This window comes from Thalassotalea euphylliae (assembly GCF_003390335.1).
Classification (GTDB): Bacteria; Pseudomonadota; Gammaproteobacteria; order Enterobacterales; family Alteromonadaceae; genus Thalassotalea_F; species Thalassotalea_F euphylliae_B.
Map to the genome: position 1 here is coordinate 906,882 of NZ_QUOU01000001.1, position 17,888 is coordinate 924,769.

Annotated in this window: 16 protein-coding genes; 8 read left to right on the forward strand and 8 right to left on the reverse strand. The window is 46.2% G+C overall.

What is annotated here, in order from left to right; genetic code table 11:
* Positions 1–223 precede the first annotated feature (223 nt).
* The 3 genes from thrA to thrC are packed head-to-tail and all read left to right on the forward strand — an operon-like array spanning position 224 to position 4,936.
* Entirely contained in the window at positions 224–2,680 is a 2,457-nt protein-coding gene (gene thrA, locus DXX93_RS04045) for a bifunctional aspartate kinase/homoserine dehydrogenase I (protein WP_116006938.1), read from the forward strand.
* Positions 2,680–3,645 carry a homoserine kinase gene (gene thrB, locus DXX93_RS04050; RefSeq protein WP_116006939.1) on the forward strand — a complete coding sequence of 322 codons (966 nt, stop codon included), beginning with the start codon at positions 2,680–2,682 and terminating at the stop codon, positions 3,643–3,645. Before thrA ends, thrB begins: the two co-directional genes overlap by 1 nt.
* 16 nt (positions 3,646–3,661) lie before the next feature.
* Complete coding sequence (thrC, locus tag DXX93_RS04055) at positions 3,662–4,936, forward strand: threonine synthase (RefSeq protein ID WP_116006940.1); 1,275 nt, start codon at positions 3,662–3,664, stop codon at positions 4,934–4,936.
* Between the two features lie 23 nt (positions 4,937–4,959).
* On the opposite strand, the gene DXX93_RS04060 is transcribed toward thrC, so the two are convergent.
* Complete coding sequence (locus DXX93_RS04060; protein ID WP_116006941.1) at positions 4,960–5,526, reverse strand: GNAT family N-acetyltransferase; 567 nt, start codon at positions 5,524–5,526, stop codon at positions 4,960–4,962.
* A gap of 99 nt (positions 5,527–5,625) precedes the next feature.
* Between DXX93_RS04060 and DXX93_RS04065 the strand changes: the two genes are divergently transcribed.
* On the forward strand, positions 5,626–6,984 hold the full coding sequence (locus tag DXX93_RS04065; protein WP_116006942.1) for an NAD(P)/FAD-dependent oxidoreductase: 1,359 nt from the start codon (positions 5,626–5,628) through the stop codon (positions 6,982–6,984).
* A gap of 69 nt (positions 6,985–7,053) precedes the next feature.
* On the opposite strand, the gene DXX93_RS04070 is transcribed toward DXX93_RS04065, so the two are convergent.
* Positions 7,054–9,456, reverse strand: coding sequence for an Ig-like domain-containing protein (locus tag DXX93_RS04070; protein ID WP_116006943.1), 2,403 nt, complete (start codon positions 9,454–9,456; stop codon positions 7,054–7,056).
* Between the two features lie 89 nt (positions 9,457–9,545).
* Entirely contained in the window at positions 9,546–10,583 is a 1,038-nt protein-coding gene (locus DXX93_RS04075; protein ID WP_116006944.1) for a D-2-hydroxyacid dehydrogenase, read from the reverse strand.
* Positions 10,584–10,745: 162 nt separating this feature from the next.
* On the opposite strand from DXX93_RS04075, the gene DXX93_RS04080 reads away from it, so the two are divergent.
* Both DXX93_RS04080 and DXX93_RS04085 read left to right on the forward strand, forming a co-directional pair.
* Positions 10,746–12,935 carry a M3 family metallopeptidase gene (locus DXX93_RS04080; RefSeq protein ID WP_116006945.1) on the forward strand — a complete coding sequence of 730 codons (2,190 nt, stop codon included), beginning with the start codon at positions 10,746–10,748 and terminating at the stop codon, positions 12,933–12,935.
* Between the two features lie 135 nt (positions 12,936–13,070).
* Positions 13,071–13,640 carry a GNAT family N-acetyltransferase gene (locus DXX93_RS04085; protein WP_116006946.1) on the forward strand — a complete coding sequence of 190 codons (570 nt, stop codon included), beginning with the start codon at positions 13,071–13,073 and terminating at the stop codon, positions 13,638–13,640.
* Positions 13,641–13,681: 41 nt separating this feature from the next.
* On the opposite strand, the gene DXX93_RS04090 is transcribed toward DXX93_RS04085, so the two are convergent.
* Positions 13,682–14,500 (reverse strand): DUF2189 domain-containing protein, encoded by an 819-nt coding sequence (locus DXX93_RS04090; RefSeq protein WP_116006947.1) that lies wholly within the window; start codon positions 14,498–14,500, stop codon positions 13,682–13,684.
* A 173-nt stretch (positions 14,501–14,673) separates the two neighbouring features.
* On the opposite strand from DXX93_RS04090, the gene DXX93_RS04095 reads away from it, so the two are divergent.
* A complete protein-coding gene (locus DXX93_RS04095) occupies positions 14,674–14,946 on the forward strand; it encodes a DUF3081 family protein (RefSeq protein WP_116006948.1) in 273 nt (90 codons plus the stop codon).
* Between the two features lie 93 nt (positions 14,947–15,039).
* On the opposite strand, the gene DXX93_RS04100 is transcribed toward DXX93_RS04095, so the two are convergent.
* The 4 genes from DXX93_RS04100 to DXX93_RS04115 all read right to left on the reverse strand — a co-directional run bounded on the left by DXX93_RS04100 (position 15,040) and on the right by DXX93_RS04115 (position 17,138).
* Positions 15,040–15,789: an SDR family NAD(P)-dependent oxidoreductase gene (locus tag DXX93_RS04100; RefSeq protein WP_258872584.1), complete on the reverse strand. Its 750-nt coding sequence runs from the start codon at positions 15,787–15,789 to the stop codon at positions 15,040–15,042.
* Between the two features lie 33 nt (positions 15,790–15,822).
* Positions 15,823–16,263 (reverse strand): thiol-disulfide oxidoreductase DCC family protein, encoded by a 441-nt coding sequence (locus tag DXX93_RS04105; protein ID WP_116006949.1) that lies wholly within the window; start codon positions 16,261–16,263, stop codon positions 15,823–15,825.
* Between the two features lie 2 nt (positions 16,264–16,265).
* Positions 16,266–16,748 carry a DUF3429 domain-containing protein gene (locus DXX93_RS04110; RefSeq protein ID WP_181902135.1) on the reverse strand — a complete coding sequence of 161 codons (483 nt, stop codon included), beginning with the start codon at positions 16,746–16,748 and terminating at the stop codon, positions 16,266–16,268.
* A 147-nt stretch (positions 16,749–16,895) separates the two neighbouring features.
* A complete protein-coding gene (locus DXX93_RS04115) occupies positions 16,896–17,138 on the reverse strand; it encodes a DUF2164 domain-containing protein (RefSeq protein WP_116009827.1) in 243 nt (80 codons plus the stop codon).
* Between the two features lie 265 nt (positions 17,139–17,403).
* On the opposite strand from DXX93_RS04115, the gene iscX reads away from it, so the two are divergent.
* Complete coding sequence (gene iscX / locus DXX93_RS04120; RefSeq protein WP_116006951.1) at positions 17,404–17,604, forward strand: Fe-S cluster assembly protein IscX; 201 nt, start codon at positions 17,404–17,406, stop codon at positions 17,602–17,604.
* The last annotated feature ends 284 nt before the right edge of the window (positions 17,605–17,888 follow it).

The window sequence follows — 17,888 nt, forward strand, 5'->3', positions numbered from 1 at the left end:
TTCGTAATTAGATGGTTTTATTCACCTTGTTAGAGTTGACATTCTAAAATGACAGTGGCATGTTTAAGCCATGAAAAATATTCAAAACCACATCATTACCATTATTACCACTACCACCCTCGAGGGTTGGTGGTCATTGGCTGACGTGTAAATATAAAAAGATTTTTACAAAGCCCGTGACCTAACAAGGTCACGGGCTTTTTTGTTTTTAGAGGAAGAAAAAATGCGGGTATTAAAGTTTGGTGGGTCATCCTTGGCATCGGCAGAGCGTTTCAAAGCGGTTGCAGATATCATTCTTGCCAAAGAAAAAGAATCAAGCGTTGCCGTTGTCGTCTCAGCGCCACAAGGCGTTACCAACCACCTTGTGGCGATGGCTGAAAACATTGGCGATGAAGCGAAAATGCAACAGGATCTCGTTCATTTTAAGCAAGCCATCGAAACCATTATTGCTGACCTTGGTGCGAGCATTTCTTCTTTTGACAAACATCATGCAGAGCAAGCGTTAACTGATTGGGAACATCAGCTATCACGCTTAATGCAAGGTGCCCACTTACTTGAATTTTGCCCAGACCATGTCCGTGCCCGCATCATTTCAACAGGCGAACGATTGAGTGTTGCGATTCTTTCCTCTGTACTTGCCGCTCAAGGCAAAACAGCTACTGCATTGGCTCCCGAAGAGTTTTTAGTAACCAATGACGTGTCACTTAACGCCGTTGCCGACCTCGTGCTTTGTAAAGAGAAATTCAGCACCGCTTACCCGTCACTGTCTGGCATTAGCGTCATGCCGGGCTTTATCGGTGTTAACAGTAAAGGTGAAGTCACAACCTTGGGTCGTAACGGCTCTGACTACTCTGCTGCGGTACTCGCGGTTTGCGCGCAGGCTGAATGTTGCGAGATTTGGACTGATGTCGATGGCGTTTACAATGCTGACCCACGCATTATTAAAGATGCCAAGTTGCTCGATTATTTATCGTATCAAGAAGCCATGGAGTTATCTTACTTCGGCGCCAAAGTCCTGCACCCAAAAACCATTGGCCCAATTGCGCAGTTCCACATTCCTTGTTTAATTAAAAATACAGGTAACCCTGCGGCACCTGGCACGCGCATCGCTAACGAAACCGACGACAAGCAACAAGTTAAGGCGATTTCAAACCTTGACAACTTGACCATGGTAAATGTTTCAGGCCCAGGTATGAAGGGAATGGTTGGCATGGCAAGCCGTGTGTTTGCTGCTATCAGTCGAGAACAAATTTCGATGGTCATGATCAGTCAGTCTTCAAGTGAGTATTGTATTAGTTTTTGTATTCACACCGCTGATACTTTCCGCGCTGAGCAAAGCTTAAAGCAAGAGTTTGAATTAGAACTATTAAATGGCTTGTTAGAGCCCATTGAACTGCAAAGTAACTTGTCGATAGTTTCGCTGGTGGGTGACGGTATGCATCACCAACGCGGCGTTGCTGCTAAGTTATTCTCTTCACTCGCACAGGCGCGTGTTAATGTTGTCGCTATTGCTCAAGACTCTTCTGAGCGCAGTATTTCTGTGGTCATTGAACAGCGCAAATGTACCGACGCATTAAAAGTATGCCATCAGAACTTCTTCTCACACAGATTAACCATTGATGCGTTTGTCGTTGGTTGTGGTGTGGTTGGTAGTGAGTTACTAGGCCAAATCGCCAAGCAGCAAGCAAGCTTAAAAGCACAGCAAATTGAGCTAAAAGTTTATGGCTTAGCGAATTCAAAAGGCATGGTATTTAATGAAGAGGGCATTGAGTTAGCAAACTGGCAAGGTGCACTTGCAGGCACGCCAGAGCCACTTACGGTTGATAATTTAAAAGCTTTTGCGCGTGACAATCACCTGATCAACCCGGTGTTAGTTGATGTCACCTCTAATGAAGCTTTAGCACTGGAATACGCCGACTACTTGGCTGAAGGCTTCCACGTTGTGACACCAAACAAAAAAGCCAATACGGATTCTTGGCAATACTACAAAAAGCTGCGCGAGGCTGCACAAAGCACTAATCGCCGCTTTTTATATGAAACGACCGTGGGCGCGGGTTTACCGGTTATTGACACACTACAAAATTTACTTAAAGCAGGCGATGAGTTGGTGCGCTTTGAGGGGATTTTGTCGGGTTCTTTATCCTACATCTTTGGTAAGTTAGAAGAGGGAATGTCACTTTCTCAAGCGACAGCGATTGCCAAAGAAAACGGCTTTACAGAGCCAGACCCACGCGATGATTTAAGCGGTATGGATGTTGCTCGTAAATTACTGATCATGGCGCGTGAAGCTGGCATGCCACTAGAGCTAAAAGACATCGAAGTAGACTCTGTATTGCCCAACAATTTCGACGCTAGCGGCGATGTTAGCGAGTTTATGAGTAACCTTTCGACACTTGACGGTGAAGTCGCTGAGCAAGTTGCCAAGGCGAAGGCAGAAGGTAAGGTGTTACGTTACATTGGCACAATCAACGAGGGTAAGTGCAAAGTCGCGATCCAAGCTGTGGCTGCTGACCATCCACTTTACGTGATTAAAGACGGGGAAAATGCACTGGCAATTCACTCCCGTTACTATCAGCCATTACCATTTGTGTTACGTGGCTATGGTGCTGGTGCTGCGGTAACCGCAGCGGGTGTATTCGGTGATTTATTACGCACCTTAGCCTGGGAGCAACAACACTAATGGCCGTTTCCGTTTTTGCACCGGCATCAATCGGTAACGTGACCGTTGGTTTTGATGTGCTTGGTCTTGCCGTACAACCCATTGACGGCAGTTTACTTGGCGACGTGGTTACGGTTGAAGCAAGTGCTAGTGACAGCTTGGCGGTAATTGGCGAATTTGCCAATAAGTTGCCAAGCGAGCCCACTGACAACATTGTTTGGCATTGTTTGCAGCTGTTTAATCAATCCCTTAATCAATTATATAACAAATCAATGGCAGCCCAAGAAAACCCAGTACAAACGGTTCAGCTAACGCTTGATAAAAAAATGCCTGTCGGTAGTGGGTTAGGTTCGAGTGCTTGCTCTGTTGTTGCGGCACTTGAGGCGTTAAATGCCTTTTACGATAAGCCCTTTTCGCCTGCACAAATGTTGGCGATGATGGGCGAGATGGAAGCGCAAATTAGCGGCAGCCTGCACTATGATAATGTCGCGCCATGTTATTACGGTGGTTTGCAATTAATGATTGCCGATCCGCAAATCATCACCCGTACTTTGCCGAGTTTTGATGACTGCTACTTTGTTATGGCTTACCCTGGCATTGAAGTGTCCACTAAAGCTGCCCGAGAAGTGCTACCGAACGAATACTCAAAGGCTGATGCAATCGCATTCGGTCAAACCCTAGCAGGCTTTGTCGATGCGTGTTATCGACAAGACAAACAACAAGCCTTTGGTCATTTTAAAGACGTGCTAGCCGAGCCTTATCGCGAAGCCTTGTTACCCGGCTTTAGCGATGCGAAAGTGCATTTGCAACAAGCCGGCTGCCTGGCGGTAGGCATTTCTGGCTCAGGCCCAACATTATTTGCCGTGACCGACGACAAAGCGCTTGCCGAGCAAGCGGCAGAGTGGTTAACCGCAAACTATTTATCAACAGAATTAGGTTTTGTGCATGTCTGCAAAGCCGATACTCAGGGCGCTCGCTGCCTGTAAATGGAAGGAAGTTAAGGTGAAATTTTACAATCTAAAAGAAAATCAGGAGCAAGTGAGTTTTGCTCAAGCAGTTAAACAAGGTTTAGGTAAAAATCAGGGCTTATTCTTTCCTGAGCACGTACCAGCGTTAGACAATATAGATGAACTACTGGCAATGCCATTGGTCGAGCGCAGTGTGCATGTCTTAGCGCCTTTTGTTGAGGGTGACCTAGACAAAGATGAGCTGGCCGAAATCGTTACCAAGGCGTTTAACTTCCCCGCGCAAATTCAGTCAGTTGGTGAGCAGCGTTCAGTATTAGAGCTGTTTCACGGTCCAACACTTGCCTTTAAAGACTTTGGCGCACGCTTTATGGCGCAATGCCTACAAAAATTCACCAATGGTCAGAAAATTACGATACTAACGGCAACATCCGGTGATACTGGTGCGGCGGTAGCACATGCCTTCCACGGCTTAGACAATATTCGCGTAGTGATCTTGTACCCGAAAGGTAAGATCAGCTTATTGCAAGAAAAAATGTTCACCACCCTTGGTGGCAATATTGAAACCATTGCCGTTGATGGCAGTTTTGACGATTGTCAGGCATTGGTTAAGCAATCGTTTGATGACAAAGCGTTGGCACAAGCGATTGGGCTTAATTCGGCGAACTCGATCAACATTAGTCGTTTGTTAGCGCAAGTATGTTACTACTTTGAAGCAGTTGCGCAGTTAAAACGCCAAAACAGCCCGTTAGATGAGATCGTTTTCTCAGTACCGAGCGGTAACTTTGGTAACTTAACTGCCGGTTTGTTTGCTAAAGCGATGGGGTTGCCAGTTAAACGCTTTGTTGCCGCGACGAATGCCAATGACACAGTGCCGCGTTATTTAGCAAGCGGTGAGTGGTCTCCCAAGCCTACGGTTGCGACGATTTCTAATGCGATGGATGTCAGTAATCCAAACAACTGGCCGCGCGTTGAACACATGCTGAAATCAGGTATTGTTGATGAGTGTGTTAGCTCAATTTCGGTCGATGAGGAGCAAACACAGTCGACAATGCTTCAGCTAAATAAACTTGGCTACATTAGTGAGCCGCATGCCGCTGTGGCATACAAAGCGTTAGCACATTGTGCTGACAACGAGTTCGGTGTGTTCTTGGGAACGGCACATCCAGCGAAGTTTAAAGAGGTTGTCGAAAGTACACTAGGTCAGCCAATCGCTTTACCTAAAGAGCTTGCAGATTGCGCTGGTGAAACAATACTGTCAGTTGATATGGGCGCTGATTTTGACGCTTTACGAGCTTACTTATTAAAGTAAGCTCAGTAGGCACAAACTAATCATTACTCATCAAAGTAAATGATCATTTCTGCCGCTTCACAGTGGCAGTCAAACCCACAAATAATGCAATCGTAGCCGTTGAGCGCTTCTTCTCGCCATTTATCCGGGTGCGATTGCACTAATTCACCACCGCACTTGGTAAAGTACTTCACGGCACTGTTACCTGGGCTTTGCTTCCATAAATGGCTGACGCCAGCAATGGCCCCTTGAGCTTGAGCCGCGTTAATTGACAGCTTGAGTAACTCGCTACCAATACCGTAACCGCGATAATGTTCGTCGACCGTATTGCACTTGAAATAGCAGACTTGCTCCTTGTTAGCTCGCCATTTTTGGGGGCTACACCATTTGTCGATATGCCACTGAGCTGCGGCATAGGTAAGGCGAAAGCCCACGAGCTTGTCGTTGTCGTAGGCGACGAAACCCGCATTTATGTCGTTTTTAAAGCCTTTTTGATACCATTCTTGAATGTTATGTTCATCCATATAGCCATCACCATGTACATGGTTAGCAAGTGTGATCACTTTGTCAAAGTCTGTTGGGGCTAAAGCCCGATAGTTAATGGTCGTCATTACTGCTTGTCACGCCAATTAAAATGATGGCATAGTTTGCCACTGTTTTGATTTAACTGCATTAATATTATTTTTTGTCACATCATTGGTAATAGCCCTATGTACGATCCGCTGCACGATGCCATTCCCGGTATCAACCTCCACTATCCCAACAGTTATTGGGCCGATGTTTCTGGTCAGCCGCCAGCCACAGATGGTCAGCTTAGTGATGATCTGGACGTTGACGTGGCAATCATTGGAGCTGGTTACACTGGGCTTTCTTGTGCCTATCACCTTGCTAAAGTTCATGGCATTAATGCTGTTGTCTTAGAGGCGAATCAAACCGCTTGGGGCTGTAGCGGGCGCAATGCCGGTTTTGTGTTAAAAAGCTCTGGTCGAAAATCTTTTACTCAAATGGCGAGTGACTGGGGCGAAGACGTCATGCGCGGCATTTATCAGGAAATGGCGGCAGGTGTCGACACGGTAAATAGCCTAATAGCCGAAGGGATTGATTGTGATCGCCAAGCACCGGGCTATATCAAAGTGGCACACAAACCCAGCAAACTCAACGAACTCATTGCATTGGCTGACATTCAGCGTCAACAGTTTGGCTATCAGGTTGAAGTGCTCTCAAAGCAGCAAGTGCGAGCGCAATATATGGATGACCAACAAGCGTATGGCGCTATCCGCTATCAAGATGGCTTTGGCTTGAACCCACTCAAGTTGGCGTGGGGGTATCAACGCCTAGCACGCGAGGCTGGTGCTAAAATTTATACTGGCACGCCTGTTGTTGAATGTCAGCAGCAGAGGGGCGAGCGTAATACTCAGTTACTCATTACACCACAGGCAGCCGTGCGAGCGAAAAAAGTCGTACTGGCCAGTAATGGCTATACGCCGAAAGGTTTTCACCCGCTAGTCAATAACCGCTTCTTGCCTGTGCTGTCACAAATTATTGTTACCGAGCCACTGACTGAGGCACAAATTCACGCTTGTAATTGGCAAACCAATAACGTGGTAATGGATACCCGAGCGCTTAAATACTATTACCGCAAGCTGCCTGATAATCGCATTCTCTTTGGTGGACGTGGTGCGATAACGGGCAAAGGCGCAGAACATGATTATTATCCCAAACGCTTGTTGTCGGTTTTAAAGCAGAGCTTCCCTGCGCTTGAACAGCTCAAATATGACTACGCATGGGCAGGTTGGATTTGCATGTCGCTTGACGATATTCCCCATATTTATCACGACGAAAAACAACAAGTGTTCTATGCGATGGGGTATTGCGGTGCAGGGCTATCGTTTTCCGCGCAAGCGGGAAAACGCTTAGCAGAAAAAGTCGCAGAGCAGCCATTACCAAGCTCACTGCAAAACCTCCCTATTTTTAATCGCCATTTACCGAAATTTCCCTTTGCACCACTCAGGCGGGCAGGGCAATGGAGTTACTTCCAATACGGGAAAGTTAAAGACAAGTATTTTTAGGTTTTCACTAAGTAAATAAAGAAAAACCACGCAGCTGCGTGGTTTTTTTATCAACGTCGAACAAGCAGTTTAATCAAGATTAATGGTTAGTGGCTGCATACTGGTTGTTGCACCAGACGGTGCTGTGATGGTGACTTCCAATACACCTGTTTGAGGATCGCCGCCAACAGGATTACTGATCAAAAATTCTAATGTAACAGGTGTTAATCTGTCGTCAAAAGTAAATGTCGTTTGGCCAACTAGCTCTCCTGCAGTTGATGTTACCGTCACTTGGGTATCACGGGGCATAGCTTGCATAGCGGTATCAGCAATAAACAATTCAAAGGGCTGAGATAAACCATCGCTAATTCGAGGAACATTTTGTCGAATGTTTACAATGTTTGATCTGAAGATTTCGTCATCGTCATTTCCATCGCGTAGCGTAAATGATGCCCCCGAACTGGCCATGATCATCACGATTGATTTACGCACATGAATGGCTCTGTTATCCTCTGCCGCACAACGGGCGCCTTGGCATTGCGGGCCATTAAAGAGGCCATCTTGGCTGGTGAAACTGTTGTCATTGTTAAAATCTAAAAACACTTCGCCGGCGTCATAGCGATTGTCTTCATCATCATCACGCCATGCTTCACTCATATCGACAAAGCCGGAGGCTTGTGCGACTTGGCGACCAAAGCCTGACGCAACGGCTGCGTTAACAATTGCAGTGCCGTCATTTTCGTCAAAGGTGTTGTTACCGTTTGTATCAAAGAAGGTTTCATGACCAAGTGCCGTCGCTAAAATCGTAATGCGATGGTCGGGAACTCGCGGCTCTGAACTCGTCCAAGTGACCGAACACGCACCGTTAGTTGTTGTACAGCTCGGCTGAATTGTACCACCCTCGGTAGTGAAGTTAACGGTTGTGCCATCGGGTACAGGGTTGTTGAAATTATCCGCTAAGCGGGCGGTAATTCGCGCTTCAACGCCGCTGATGTTGTTAGCTTCCGGGTTGCGAATATCGGTCGATAACGTTAACGAGCGCTGCTCTGGTAAACCTGTGTTCACTGATAATAAGTCAGACTGGGTTTGAACTTCGATCGTTTCGCTGTCAATTTCCATGGTCGACTTGGCAGAAACACGCACGGCTGTTGGCACAGTACCCGCAGTGACTTTAACGGTGACTATGCCTTGGCTATTAGTCAGGCCAGATGCTGGGCTAAGCGTCATACCGCCAACCTCAGTGTCTAGGCTAAATGCGACTGTTTGTTGTGCCAATGGGTTACCCAGTGCACTTTTTACCGAAAACGTCAGAGTTGAGGTTTCTTGTTGGCCTTGACCACCCGTACCTTTTAACACAATTGAAGTAGGTGTTGCCGAAATAAACTCAATTGAGCCTAGTTGCTCGCCTGCAATACTTAACGTACCAGAAGCAATGCTAGTGATACCGTTGACTGTGATGGAAGCGACAATAGCATCATCGGTGCCGGCACTCCCGGCACAACTCAAGTCTTCAAATGTCGCATTAGCGGTACCTTTGATGGTAAATACTGATGCGTCAACTGTTGCGTCGCTGCTTTGTACACAGTTCGACGAAAAGCTGACCGGCGTAGGGGTATTAATACGATTCCCTTGGCTGTCGACTAAATCAACCGTTAATCCCAGTGTACCACCGGCACTAATATTAGGGCTGCCGAGTAAAATCTCGCCTTCGTTGAAGGTACCATTGCTGTCAATATGACCAATACGGATCCCTTCATCGATAATCACGGAATCAGCGGCAATAATTTCATAGTTAAATTGGCTTGGCGTAACATCGCTGCTCTCTCCCAACGAGGCCACCACCACACCTGCGCCAATTTGGTCGCCACTACTTAGGGTAACCCTAGCTTCGCCTTGGCTATCGGTTAACGCCGTCGCGGTGTTTAAGCTACCAATATCGGCAGTAAACGAAACGATTTCGCCAACAATAGGTTGGTTAGTGTCACTGGTTAGTCGGGCGACTATTTGGGCTTGCTGATCTGCTCTAAATTGGCTTGTCACTCGGCCATCAACAAGTAGTTGGCTGGCAAGGCTTGGGCCTTGTACCGCGGCCGTTTGTAAAAATTCGAAATCGCCTGTGGCGCTAATTTCATTAATGGTCGCTGTTGCTGTGCCTGCGCCTGCGGCAAGTTCAACATTAGTGACTGTAACCATTGCCTGACCGTTGTTGTCGGTTAAACGAGAATTAACGGTCAGCGTGCCTAGCGTCGTTTCAAACGCTACGCTGCGGCCTGAAATAACTTGGCCATTGCTGTCTAGCACAGTTGCTAGTAGCTGCACTTCATCATTTGCCCGAAAGCTTTGTTGATTTTGGCCTGAAGCATTTTGAATGGCGAGGGTGATTGAATTAACGGTTTGGTTTTCACTAGCTGTTGGGTTTTCTCCCGAGCTGCCATTACAACCAACGAGTAGGCTAAGGCTCGCAAAAAGCAGTGCCGTGAAATACTTTTTCATTCGTGTTCCCTGTTGAAAAGAAGGAGGTAAAAAAATTTTTTCAAGAATAAAATTCTACTGATAAAAAGTCTATGAATTTTCTGCCTTAATTATACGGAAACAACCGTATTGATCGGCACGTTGTTGGCAAAAGCCGTCATATTGGCAGCCACGATATCAATAATGCGTTGCTGTGCCTCTTGGCTCGCCCACGCAATGTGACCGGTAATGGTTAAATTGGCGAGTTTGCTCGAAAGCAAAGGGTGGTTGCTTGGTGGCGGTTCTTGATCGAGTACATCAATAATGGCATGGGCGAGCTGGCCTGATGTCAGGGCATCTAGCAATGCGTTGTCATCAATCAACCCGCCACGGGCCGTATTAATTAATATCGCATTTGGCTTCATTAAGCTAAATCGCTCACGGTTGAACAAGTGCTCTGTCGAGGCTGATAATGGGCAATGTAAAGTGAGCACATCGGCTTGCGCCAAGACCTGTTCAAAAGGCAATCTACCACCGCGAATGTGTGATTGATTGGGGCGCTCAGCAATCAGCACTCGCATGTTGAATGCGTTGGCGATGTGCTCAACCGCTTGGGCGATATGGCCATAACCAATCAAGCCGATGGTTTTCCCTGCCAGCTCATAAATTGGCTGGCTGTGTAGGCAAAAACTTCGGCTTTGGCTCCAGTGGCTCTGGCTCCAGTGGTTTTGACGAGTATTGGCGTTGTGGTGAGGAATATTGTGAAAAAGCTGTAACAGTTGCGCGAAGATGTATTGCGCGACTGCTGGGCCTGCATAATCTTTCGCATGACAAACGGTGATACCGTGCTGTTTAGCTGCGACTAGGTCAATATTGTTGGTGCCTGTCGCTGCCACGCAAATGAGTTTTAACTTAGTTAGCTGAGCGAGCGATTTAGCGTTTAATATGACTTTGTTGGTGATAATCACATCGGCGTGTTGAGCACGTGCTATTAATTGCGATGGATCTGTAAAATCAAATACGCTTAATGAGCTAGCGGCCTGCTCGATTAAGTCTAGGTTAAGTGTGCTTGGGTTAAGTCCTGTGCCTGATGCTCCCCGCAAGTTACCATCGGAAGTAGCGCCCAAAGTACCGCCAAAAGTGCCAAAATCAAGAAATACTGTGTTCATGCTCACCCAAAAATAACCTTAGCAATACCGCTCAAGTTCGATAGTTCACATTATTTTTACGATGGTTGCAATGGCGTTTTCGCTTCGCTACTCGTATAGTATTGCCGTCAACGTTAAGGTGAAGCCAACTTCACCAACAACAATAAAAAAGAGATTCCAAGAATGAAACTAAATAAAATATTCGCAGCCATGGTGATGTCTGGCGCGCTTTTAGGATGTAATTCAACTGAAAATACAGAAGCCGTGACGCAATCACCGGAAGCATCGGCAATAACCGCTGTGAAAAACAGCGCAGAAGTGAAAGCGGCAACAGAGCTATTGATGGCCGAGTGGACTGGGCCTTTCCAAGGCGTGCCAGCATTCGACAAAGTCTCGCTAAGTGGTTTAAAGCCTGCACTAGCGCAAGCCATGGCAATGAATTTGGCGGAAATAGAGACCATTGCCAACAACCCGGCACCGGCAACGTTTGAGAATACGATTGTTGAAATGGAGCGAGCAGGTAAAGTGCTTGACCGCATTTTCACTTACTACGGCATTTGGAGTGCTAACCGCTCGTCAGCTGAATTTAGAGAAATTCAGAGCGAAATGGCGCCAAAGTTGTCAGCATTTTTCTCAAAAATCAACCAAAATGACAAGTTATTCCAACGCATTTCAACGGTTTATAACAGTGAAGAAGTGAAAAGCTTAACCAAGCAACAACAGCGTTTAGTGTGGTTGGTTTACAACGGTTTTGCTCGCAATGGCGCAACCTTAACGGGCGAAAGTAAGGCTCGCTATGCAGAAATCAACCAGCGCTTGGCACAGTTGCACACTAAGTTTGCCAATAATGTCTTAGCGGATGAAGAAAACTACGTTTTATACCTTGATAAAAGCCAGCTTGGCGGTTTAACCGACTCCATTATTGCTGCGGCAGCGAAAGCAGCGACAGAGCGCGGTCAAGAAGGCCAGTACGCCTTTACTAACACCCGCTCGTCTATGGACCCGTTTTTAACGTATTCAACTGAGCGTAAGCTGCGTAAGCAAGTTTGGGAAACCTATTACAACCGCGGTGACAATGGCGACGAATTTGATAACAACGAAATTATCAAAGAGATTTTAACGCTCCGTCACGAGCGCGTTGGTTTACTTGGCTACGATAACTATGCCTCATGGCGTTTAGAAGATCGCATGGCGAAAAAGCCAGAAAACGCGATCGCCTTAATGGAAAAAGTGTGGCCTGCCGCGATCGCCCGTGTTGACGAAGAAGTGGCTGATATGATGAAGATCGCTAAACATGACGGCGTGAAAACATTTGAGCCTTGGGATTATCGTTATTACGCCGAAAAAGTGCGCATGGACAAATACTCGCTTGATTCAAGCGAAGTGAAAAAATACCTGCAAGTTGAAAAACTACAAGAGGCGATGTTCTATGTCGCGGGTCGTTTATTCAACTACAGCTTTAGCGAAATCACCGACGGCTCAGTGCCTGTTTTCCATGAAGATGTTCGCGTTTGGGATGTAAAAGATAAAACATCAGGCGAGCATATTGGTTTATTCTACTTAGACCCATATGCCCGTAAAGGTAAGCGCAGTGGCGCATGGGCAACCACGTATCGCAGCCACACCACAATTGACGGCAAAACCAATGTGTTATCGTCCAACAACTCGAACTTTATTAAAGGCAACGAAGGTGAACCCGTGCTAATCTCTTGGGATGATGCCGAAACGTTCTTCCACGAGTTTGGCCACGCGTTACACTTCTTATCGTCTAACGTTGATTACCCAACGCTAAACGGTGGTGTGCGTGACTACACTGAGTTCCAGTCACAGCTGTTAGAGCGTTGGTTAACCACAGACGAAGTGATCAATAACTACCTGGTTCACTACAAAACTGGCGAGCCAATGCCGAAAGCACTCGTGGCTAAAATTAAGCAAGCGGCAACGTTTAATGAAGGCTTCAAAACCACTGAGTATTTAGCGTCTGCCATTATTGATATGAAGCTTCACACAACAGACCCAGCTGGTATTGACCCTGATAAGTTTGAGCGTGAAGAGCTTGGTAAACTCAATATGCCATCGCAGATCGTCATGCGCCATCGCACCCCGCACTTTGGTCATGTGTTCAGTGGTGAAGGTTACTCTGCCGCTTACTATGGTTACATGTGGGCAGAAGTACTTACCTCTGACGCTTCAGAAGCATTTGAAGAAGCACCAGGTGGTTACTACGACCCAGCGGTTGCAGCAAAGTTAGTTGAACACTTGTTTAGCGTGCGTAACGCGGTTGACCCAGCAGAAGCTTATCGCGCTTTCCGTGGCCGTGATGCTGTGGTTGATGCGTTAATGCGCGATCGCGGTTTCCCTGTTACTAACTAGTGCAAAGCCAATCACTTGGTATCAAGTGCTAAATTAACAATTACAAAGTTTAAAGCCTGCGTTTGCGGGCTTTATTGTTTTTACCTATATTACGTTGCTTATTTCGGCTGATTTCGACAAAAAAGGAATGTCATTGTGAAAGTATCACCCTCTAAGCGTTTATCGTATCGTCTGCTGACTCAAGCTGATGGCAAGCTGATGTACGAATTAGATCAAGACCCCGAAGTCATGAAATTCATTAGTAACGGTAAAACCAATACCATGGACGACATTGAGCAAATTTTTATTCCGCGACTAAAAAAGTACATGAACCCATCGCAAGGCTGGGGGATATGGGGTGTTTTTGAGCACGCTAGCCATGACCACCTAGCCGATAATAAATTGGCTGACGAATCATTTGTGGGTTGGATCCTTATTCGGCCGATGGATTTTTTTGGCGAGCAACCCAAATGGAATGAATTAGAGATTGGTTGGCGATTCAAACGTGCTAGCTGGGGCAAAGGGTATGCAAGCGAAGCGGCAAAGCAAGTAATGACTGCAGTAAAGGCATTGGGCATCGCCAAAAGCATTTCAGCCATTGCGCTACCAGATAATACAGCGTCTATCGGGGTGATGAAAAAACTGGGGCTAGTCTATGCTTCAACTTATCTTCACAAAGACCCGCTAGGTGATGTTGATGTGGTTTACTACCGACTAGATTGGTAGTCGGTAGTGTTTTCAGTTGTATTGAGGTTGAACCTACTCGGTTATTCGTAATTTCGCTCGCGCTTGGTTTTTATTACGGCAATGTATGCGTGCCAGCTCGCATAGCTGAGCAGCGGCATTATGATGATAAAGCCGAAACCTTGGGTGAGAAAACCTAGCAATACAAAGCCCAGAATAACAATTGCCCAAGCAAACATCGCAAATACGTTATTGTTGACGGCTTTGGCTGAGCTGACCACAGCGGTCATAATATCAACTCTGCGCTCTACCATAATTTGTGGCGTGAACGCGCTAATGGTAAAGACGACCGCCGCCATGGCGGCGCCAACTAAAGTACCAAACCCTAAAAAGAAGGCGAGCTCTTCAAAGGTTGGGTTAATGGTGTTGGGGTAAAGTGCATGAATCAGCGCGGCAAGACGTGTCCATGCAATCATGCAAATCATTAATAGGATGGCAAAGCCCCATTCACCGACGGGATTTCTGAACATCGACTTCAAGCTGTGCTTCATGGTCGGCTGGTGGCCTTTCTCAAGCTCCCATGCAACGTCATACAAGCCGGTCGCAAATGCTGGCCCAATTAAGGCGAAGGCAATTGTCGCAGGTAATATAATTAAATGATTTTCAGTGTTGGCAACTAGGTAAAAAATAGCAACGGGTACAATGCTAAATATGACCCCGTAAATCAGGCTGATCAGCGGCGCTTTGGCAAAGTCTTTTAATGCCAAGCTAAGCCAATGAAAGCAGGCTAAGGTCGCGATTTTATTACTTTCAATTGTGCGGGCAAACGTCTTTTGGCGGTGGTCACGAGCGCTAGCTCGATTAGTCGCAGGACGCTGTGTCGATGTTTGACTGGTCGGCATATAATATCCCTCGTTTGTTGTCGTTATCGTGGATACTGCTTAAACCAAAGGCGCGATTGGTTTATAAAGAAATTACGCAGTTATATTAACCATGGTTCATTTTTAGCGATTGAGCCAGTTTCTCGCTAAATTCGTAATCGTCACAATAGCAAACAATTTGGGGCGGGGTTGCCATGCATAACGAGTTAGACGTTAAATACTGTTTGTCTGTGTTTAACAAGGTGCTAAGCGAAGGAGAAATTAGCGAAGGAGAAATTAGCGATGGCAAGCGCCATTGGCACGGGCTTGCTGCGTGGGCCGACTTCGATGGCTACACTTGCTATCTTGAGTTTAATCAGGTGGTGGTGACTTTACTCTTTCACGGCAAATATGCCGTCGACATGCCCAATGATGATGCTTGGCAGCAGTTTTTAAAGAAAATTAATAGTTTACGTGGAAGCTTGTAAGCAAGTGCGTAAGGTTTCCACGCTTTTATGTTTTTCAGCTAGGTTTTTCAGTTAGCTTTTCTTTTCTCGCTTTATATGGAGCGAGCTTCGCATTTACCAAGGAATGGTTTTGTGCTGCCAGTCGAGGTAGCTCGCTTGTCCATCAAAAGCAACCTGGTGTTTGGCGGTCAATAGTTGCAATGCAACAAACGCCGGGGTAAACAATTTATCAGGGCGAACGTTACGCTGAAACGGTTTCGACAAGGGGGTATCGGTCGTGCCGGGATGGAACAAAATAAATTTTAATTGTTTCGCGCGGCGGCTACACTCAATCGCTAACGTCTTTACGGCCATGTTAAGGGCTGCTTTTGACATTCGGTAACTGTACCAGCCACCAAGTGCATTGTCGCTAATGCTACCGATCCGGGCACTGAGGATCGTGATGTAACAAGGCTGCTGGTAATTTTCCAGCGCAGGGATAAGTGCTTGCAGCCAAAGGAGTGGTGTTAAAGTATTGGCATCAAATACTTGCTGAAGGCTTATCTGCGCTATCGCTTCCACTTTCTTTTCTGGCATAAAATCAGCGCCGTGCAGTACACCATTGCAAATAAAGATTTGCTCAAACACTTCATTTTCAGTCAATGTCGCTGATACGCGGTGAATTGCTGCTTCGTGATACTCAGTTTGATGCCACTCAAAGTTGTCAGTAGCCAAGTAAGGGAGCAATACTTGTGGTAGTGATTGCCTTGACAGGGCAATCACGCGATGGTCACTTGCCAATAGCTGTTCAATGGTTGCCTGTGCAATTGCACTACTGGCGCCTATCACCAATGTTGCCTTCTTGTGTATGCTTGTTTTATTCACCACTTTCCCCTCTCTACTAGCTATCCCTACCAACTATCTGTGCTTGCTGTCACTCTCAGTAAGGTGGGCATCGCTTTTAGTCTCTCTTGTGCACGAGTTACACTGTTCGCTTTGCTGCGTCAATTTGGCGTACAACCTTGAGATAGGATGACGGTACTTAGCGAAAATACGGTAGCCGAGCTTTGCCAAAGGGTTTATTAGGGGCCAAGTTAGCGGTCTAACCCAACGCTCTTTACCGACGAGACGCCAAGCGTGATAGATGACGTCAACCCCTGTGATAACTTCGGCGCCGAGTTTTGCGTGGATTATTTGCAGGGCGTGAAAACGATTAATGTCGGGAAAACGGTTGCCAAAGTCGCTTTGATGCAGATCTTCAAATTGAATATTACCTTGCGTGTCGCGCTTTGCCAAAGCATTGATTTCGCGAAGACAAAGCGGGCAATTGCCATCGTAAAAAAGAATGAGTGTTGCCATGCTTAACGACCAATAAGCCCAAACATCGCAACGTGGCACGAAACGACAACTGCAGTAAGCACCACCCTTAGCATCTTGTAGCCAGCGGGTTTACCAGTAAATAACTGCCACTTAAACTCCAGTACGAGCAATAAACAAAAGCCTATCGCCAAGCCTCCTATTGCAATAGGAGTGGGGAGTAGCAAGCAAGCGAACGCAAGCAAGGTTATCACATTAGAAAATATACTGGCTGATTTATTGGTGACTTGATTCCCCGTAGCGAGTTCCTGTGTTTTGCCTTGAGCTGTCGCGCCAGTAGTTATGGCCTCGCCGTTAAGCCAAAGCGTGCCTGCCAAAAAACTCAAAATACAGGCACTGTAAGCGATAAAAAGTTGAACGGGTGAAATAGCCGGCAAAGTGATCCCTACACTGGTAAGAATTAGCGTGAAAACAAAAGGAATGAGGCCGAGGTAGCCGAGCGATGGCCAATTAAAAAAGTCTGTCATGGTTATTGTCATGCTTGTGTTTATCCATCATGACCAACTTACGAAGCAAGTGGCGATCACGATTACAAGTGCTTGATGTTGTCGCAAAAGCTTAGCCCTGTTACCCGTACTCAGCATTGTTACCCGGACTCAAGGTCTTTACTATAACTAACGTTCCGTGGGCATAATCAACTCATCAACAGCGTCACTAATTAAGTCGACTTGTTGCTGCATTTTAAGTTGTGCCGCCGCCAGTCCTTGATTGTAAAAGTGTGGGGCAAATTGTTCGATAACAAAGTCACATAAAAACTCAGCGTCGAAACCGCCGATGTCAATGCTCAGCTCATCGAGTAGGTAAGTGCTTAGCTGTTCAGTAAGGTGCTCTTTTTGTGCTTTAGAAAGAGTTTGCATAGTTATTTTCATATTGGGTAATGAGTTAATGAGAACTTATATATTAACTGTGAAATTATCGCTTTATACTAAGTTCACAAGTAATGTAAAAAATTTAATGCAATTTTCACAATCTTCATCACCTTGTTCCATGCTCAAATACTTAAAGAAACTTTGGCACACCGACTGCCAATTTTGCCGTAAGTCTCGCTATTTCTTGTTATGGCTTATACTCATGTTAATCGCTGATTATTTCGTTTTTAAATTAATATTTTAGGAGGTAGCCATGGCATTGAAGTGGGTTGACTCGCTTGATATCGCTTTAGCACTGCTCGACGAGCACCCAGAAGTGGATCCTAAACAGCTTCATTTTCCGCAGTTGATGCAGTGGGTGATTGCGCTAGACGAGTTTGATGATGATCCCAACCGTTGTAGTGAGCGCATTCTTGAAGCCATTCAGCAGGCGTGGATTGATGAAGTTGATTAGGGCGTGTTGATCTTTCAGGGTTGTTTTTGCAGCAGCCTGTTTGGGTTTTATACAAGGCGGCACTTGTGCAGTGTAGTCATTCTCCATAAATAAGTGCCAACACAGTAGAAAATTCAAACAGGCGCTGCCCTGCGGGTTCATCTAAACGCTTCCTGCTCATTGTTGCTCGCTTTTTACATAGAACGACTATGCGACAAAGCGAGCGTCGCGATCAGAAAGCGTTTAGATTGAACAAAATTCAATCTCGAAAGATCAACACGCCCTAGTGCAAAAGCTTAGTTTGA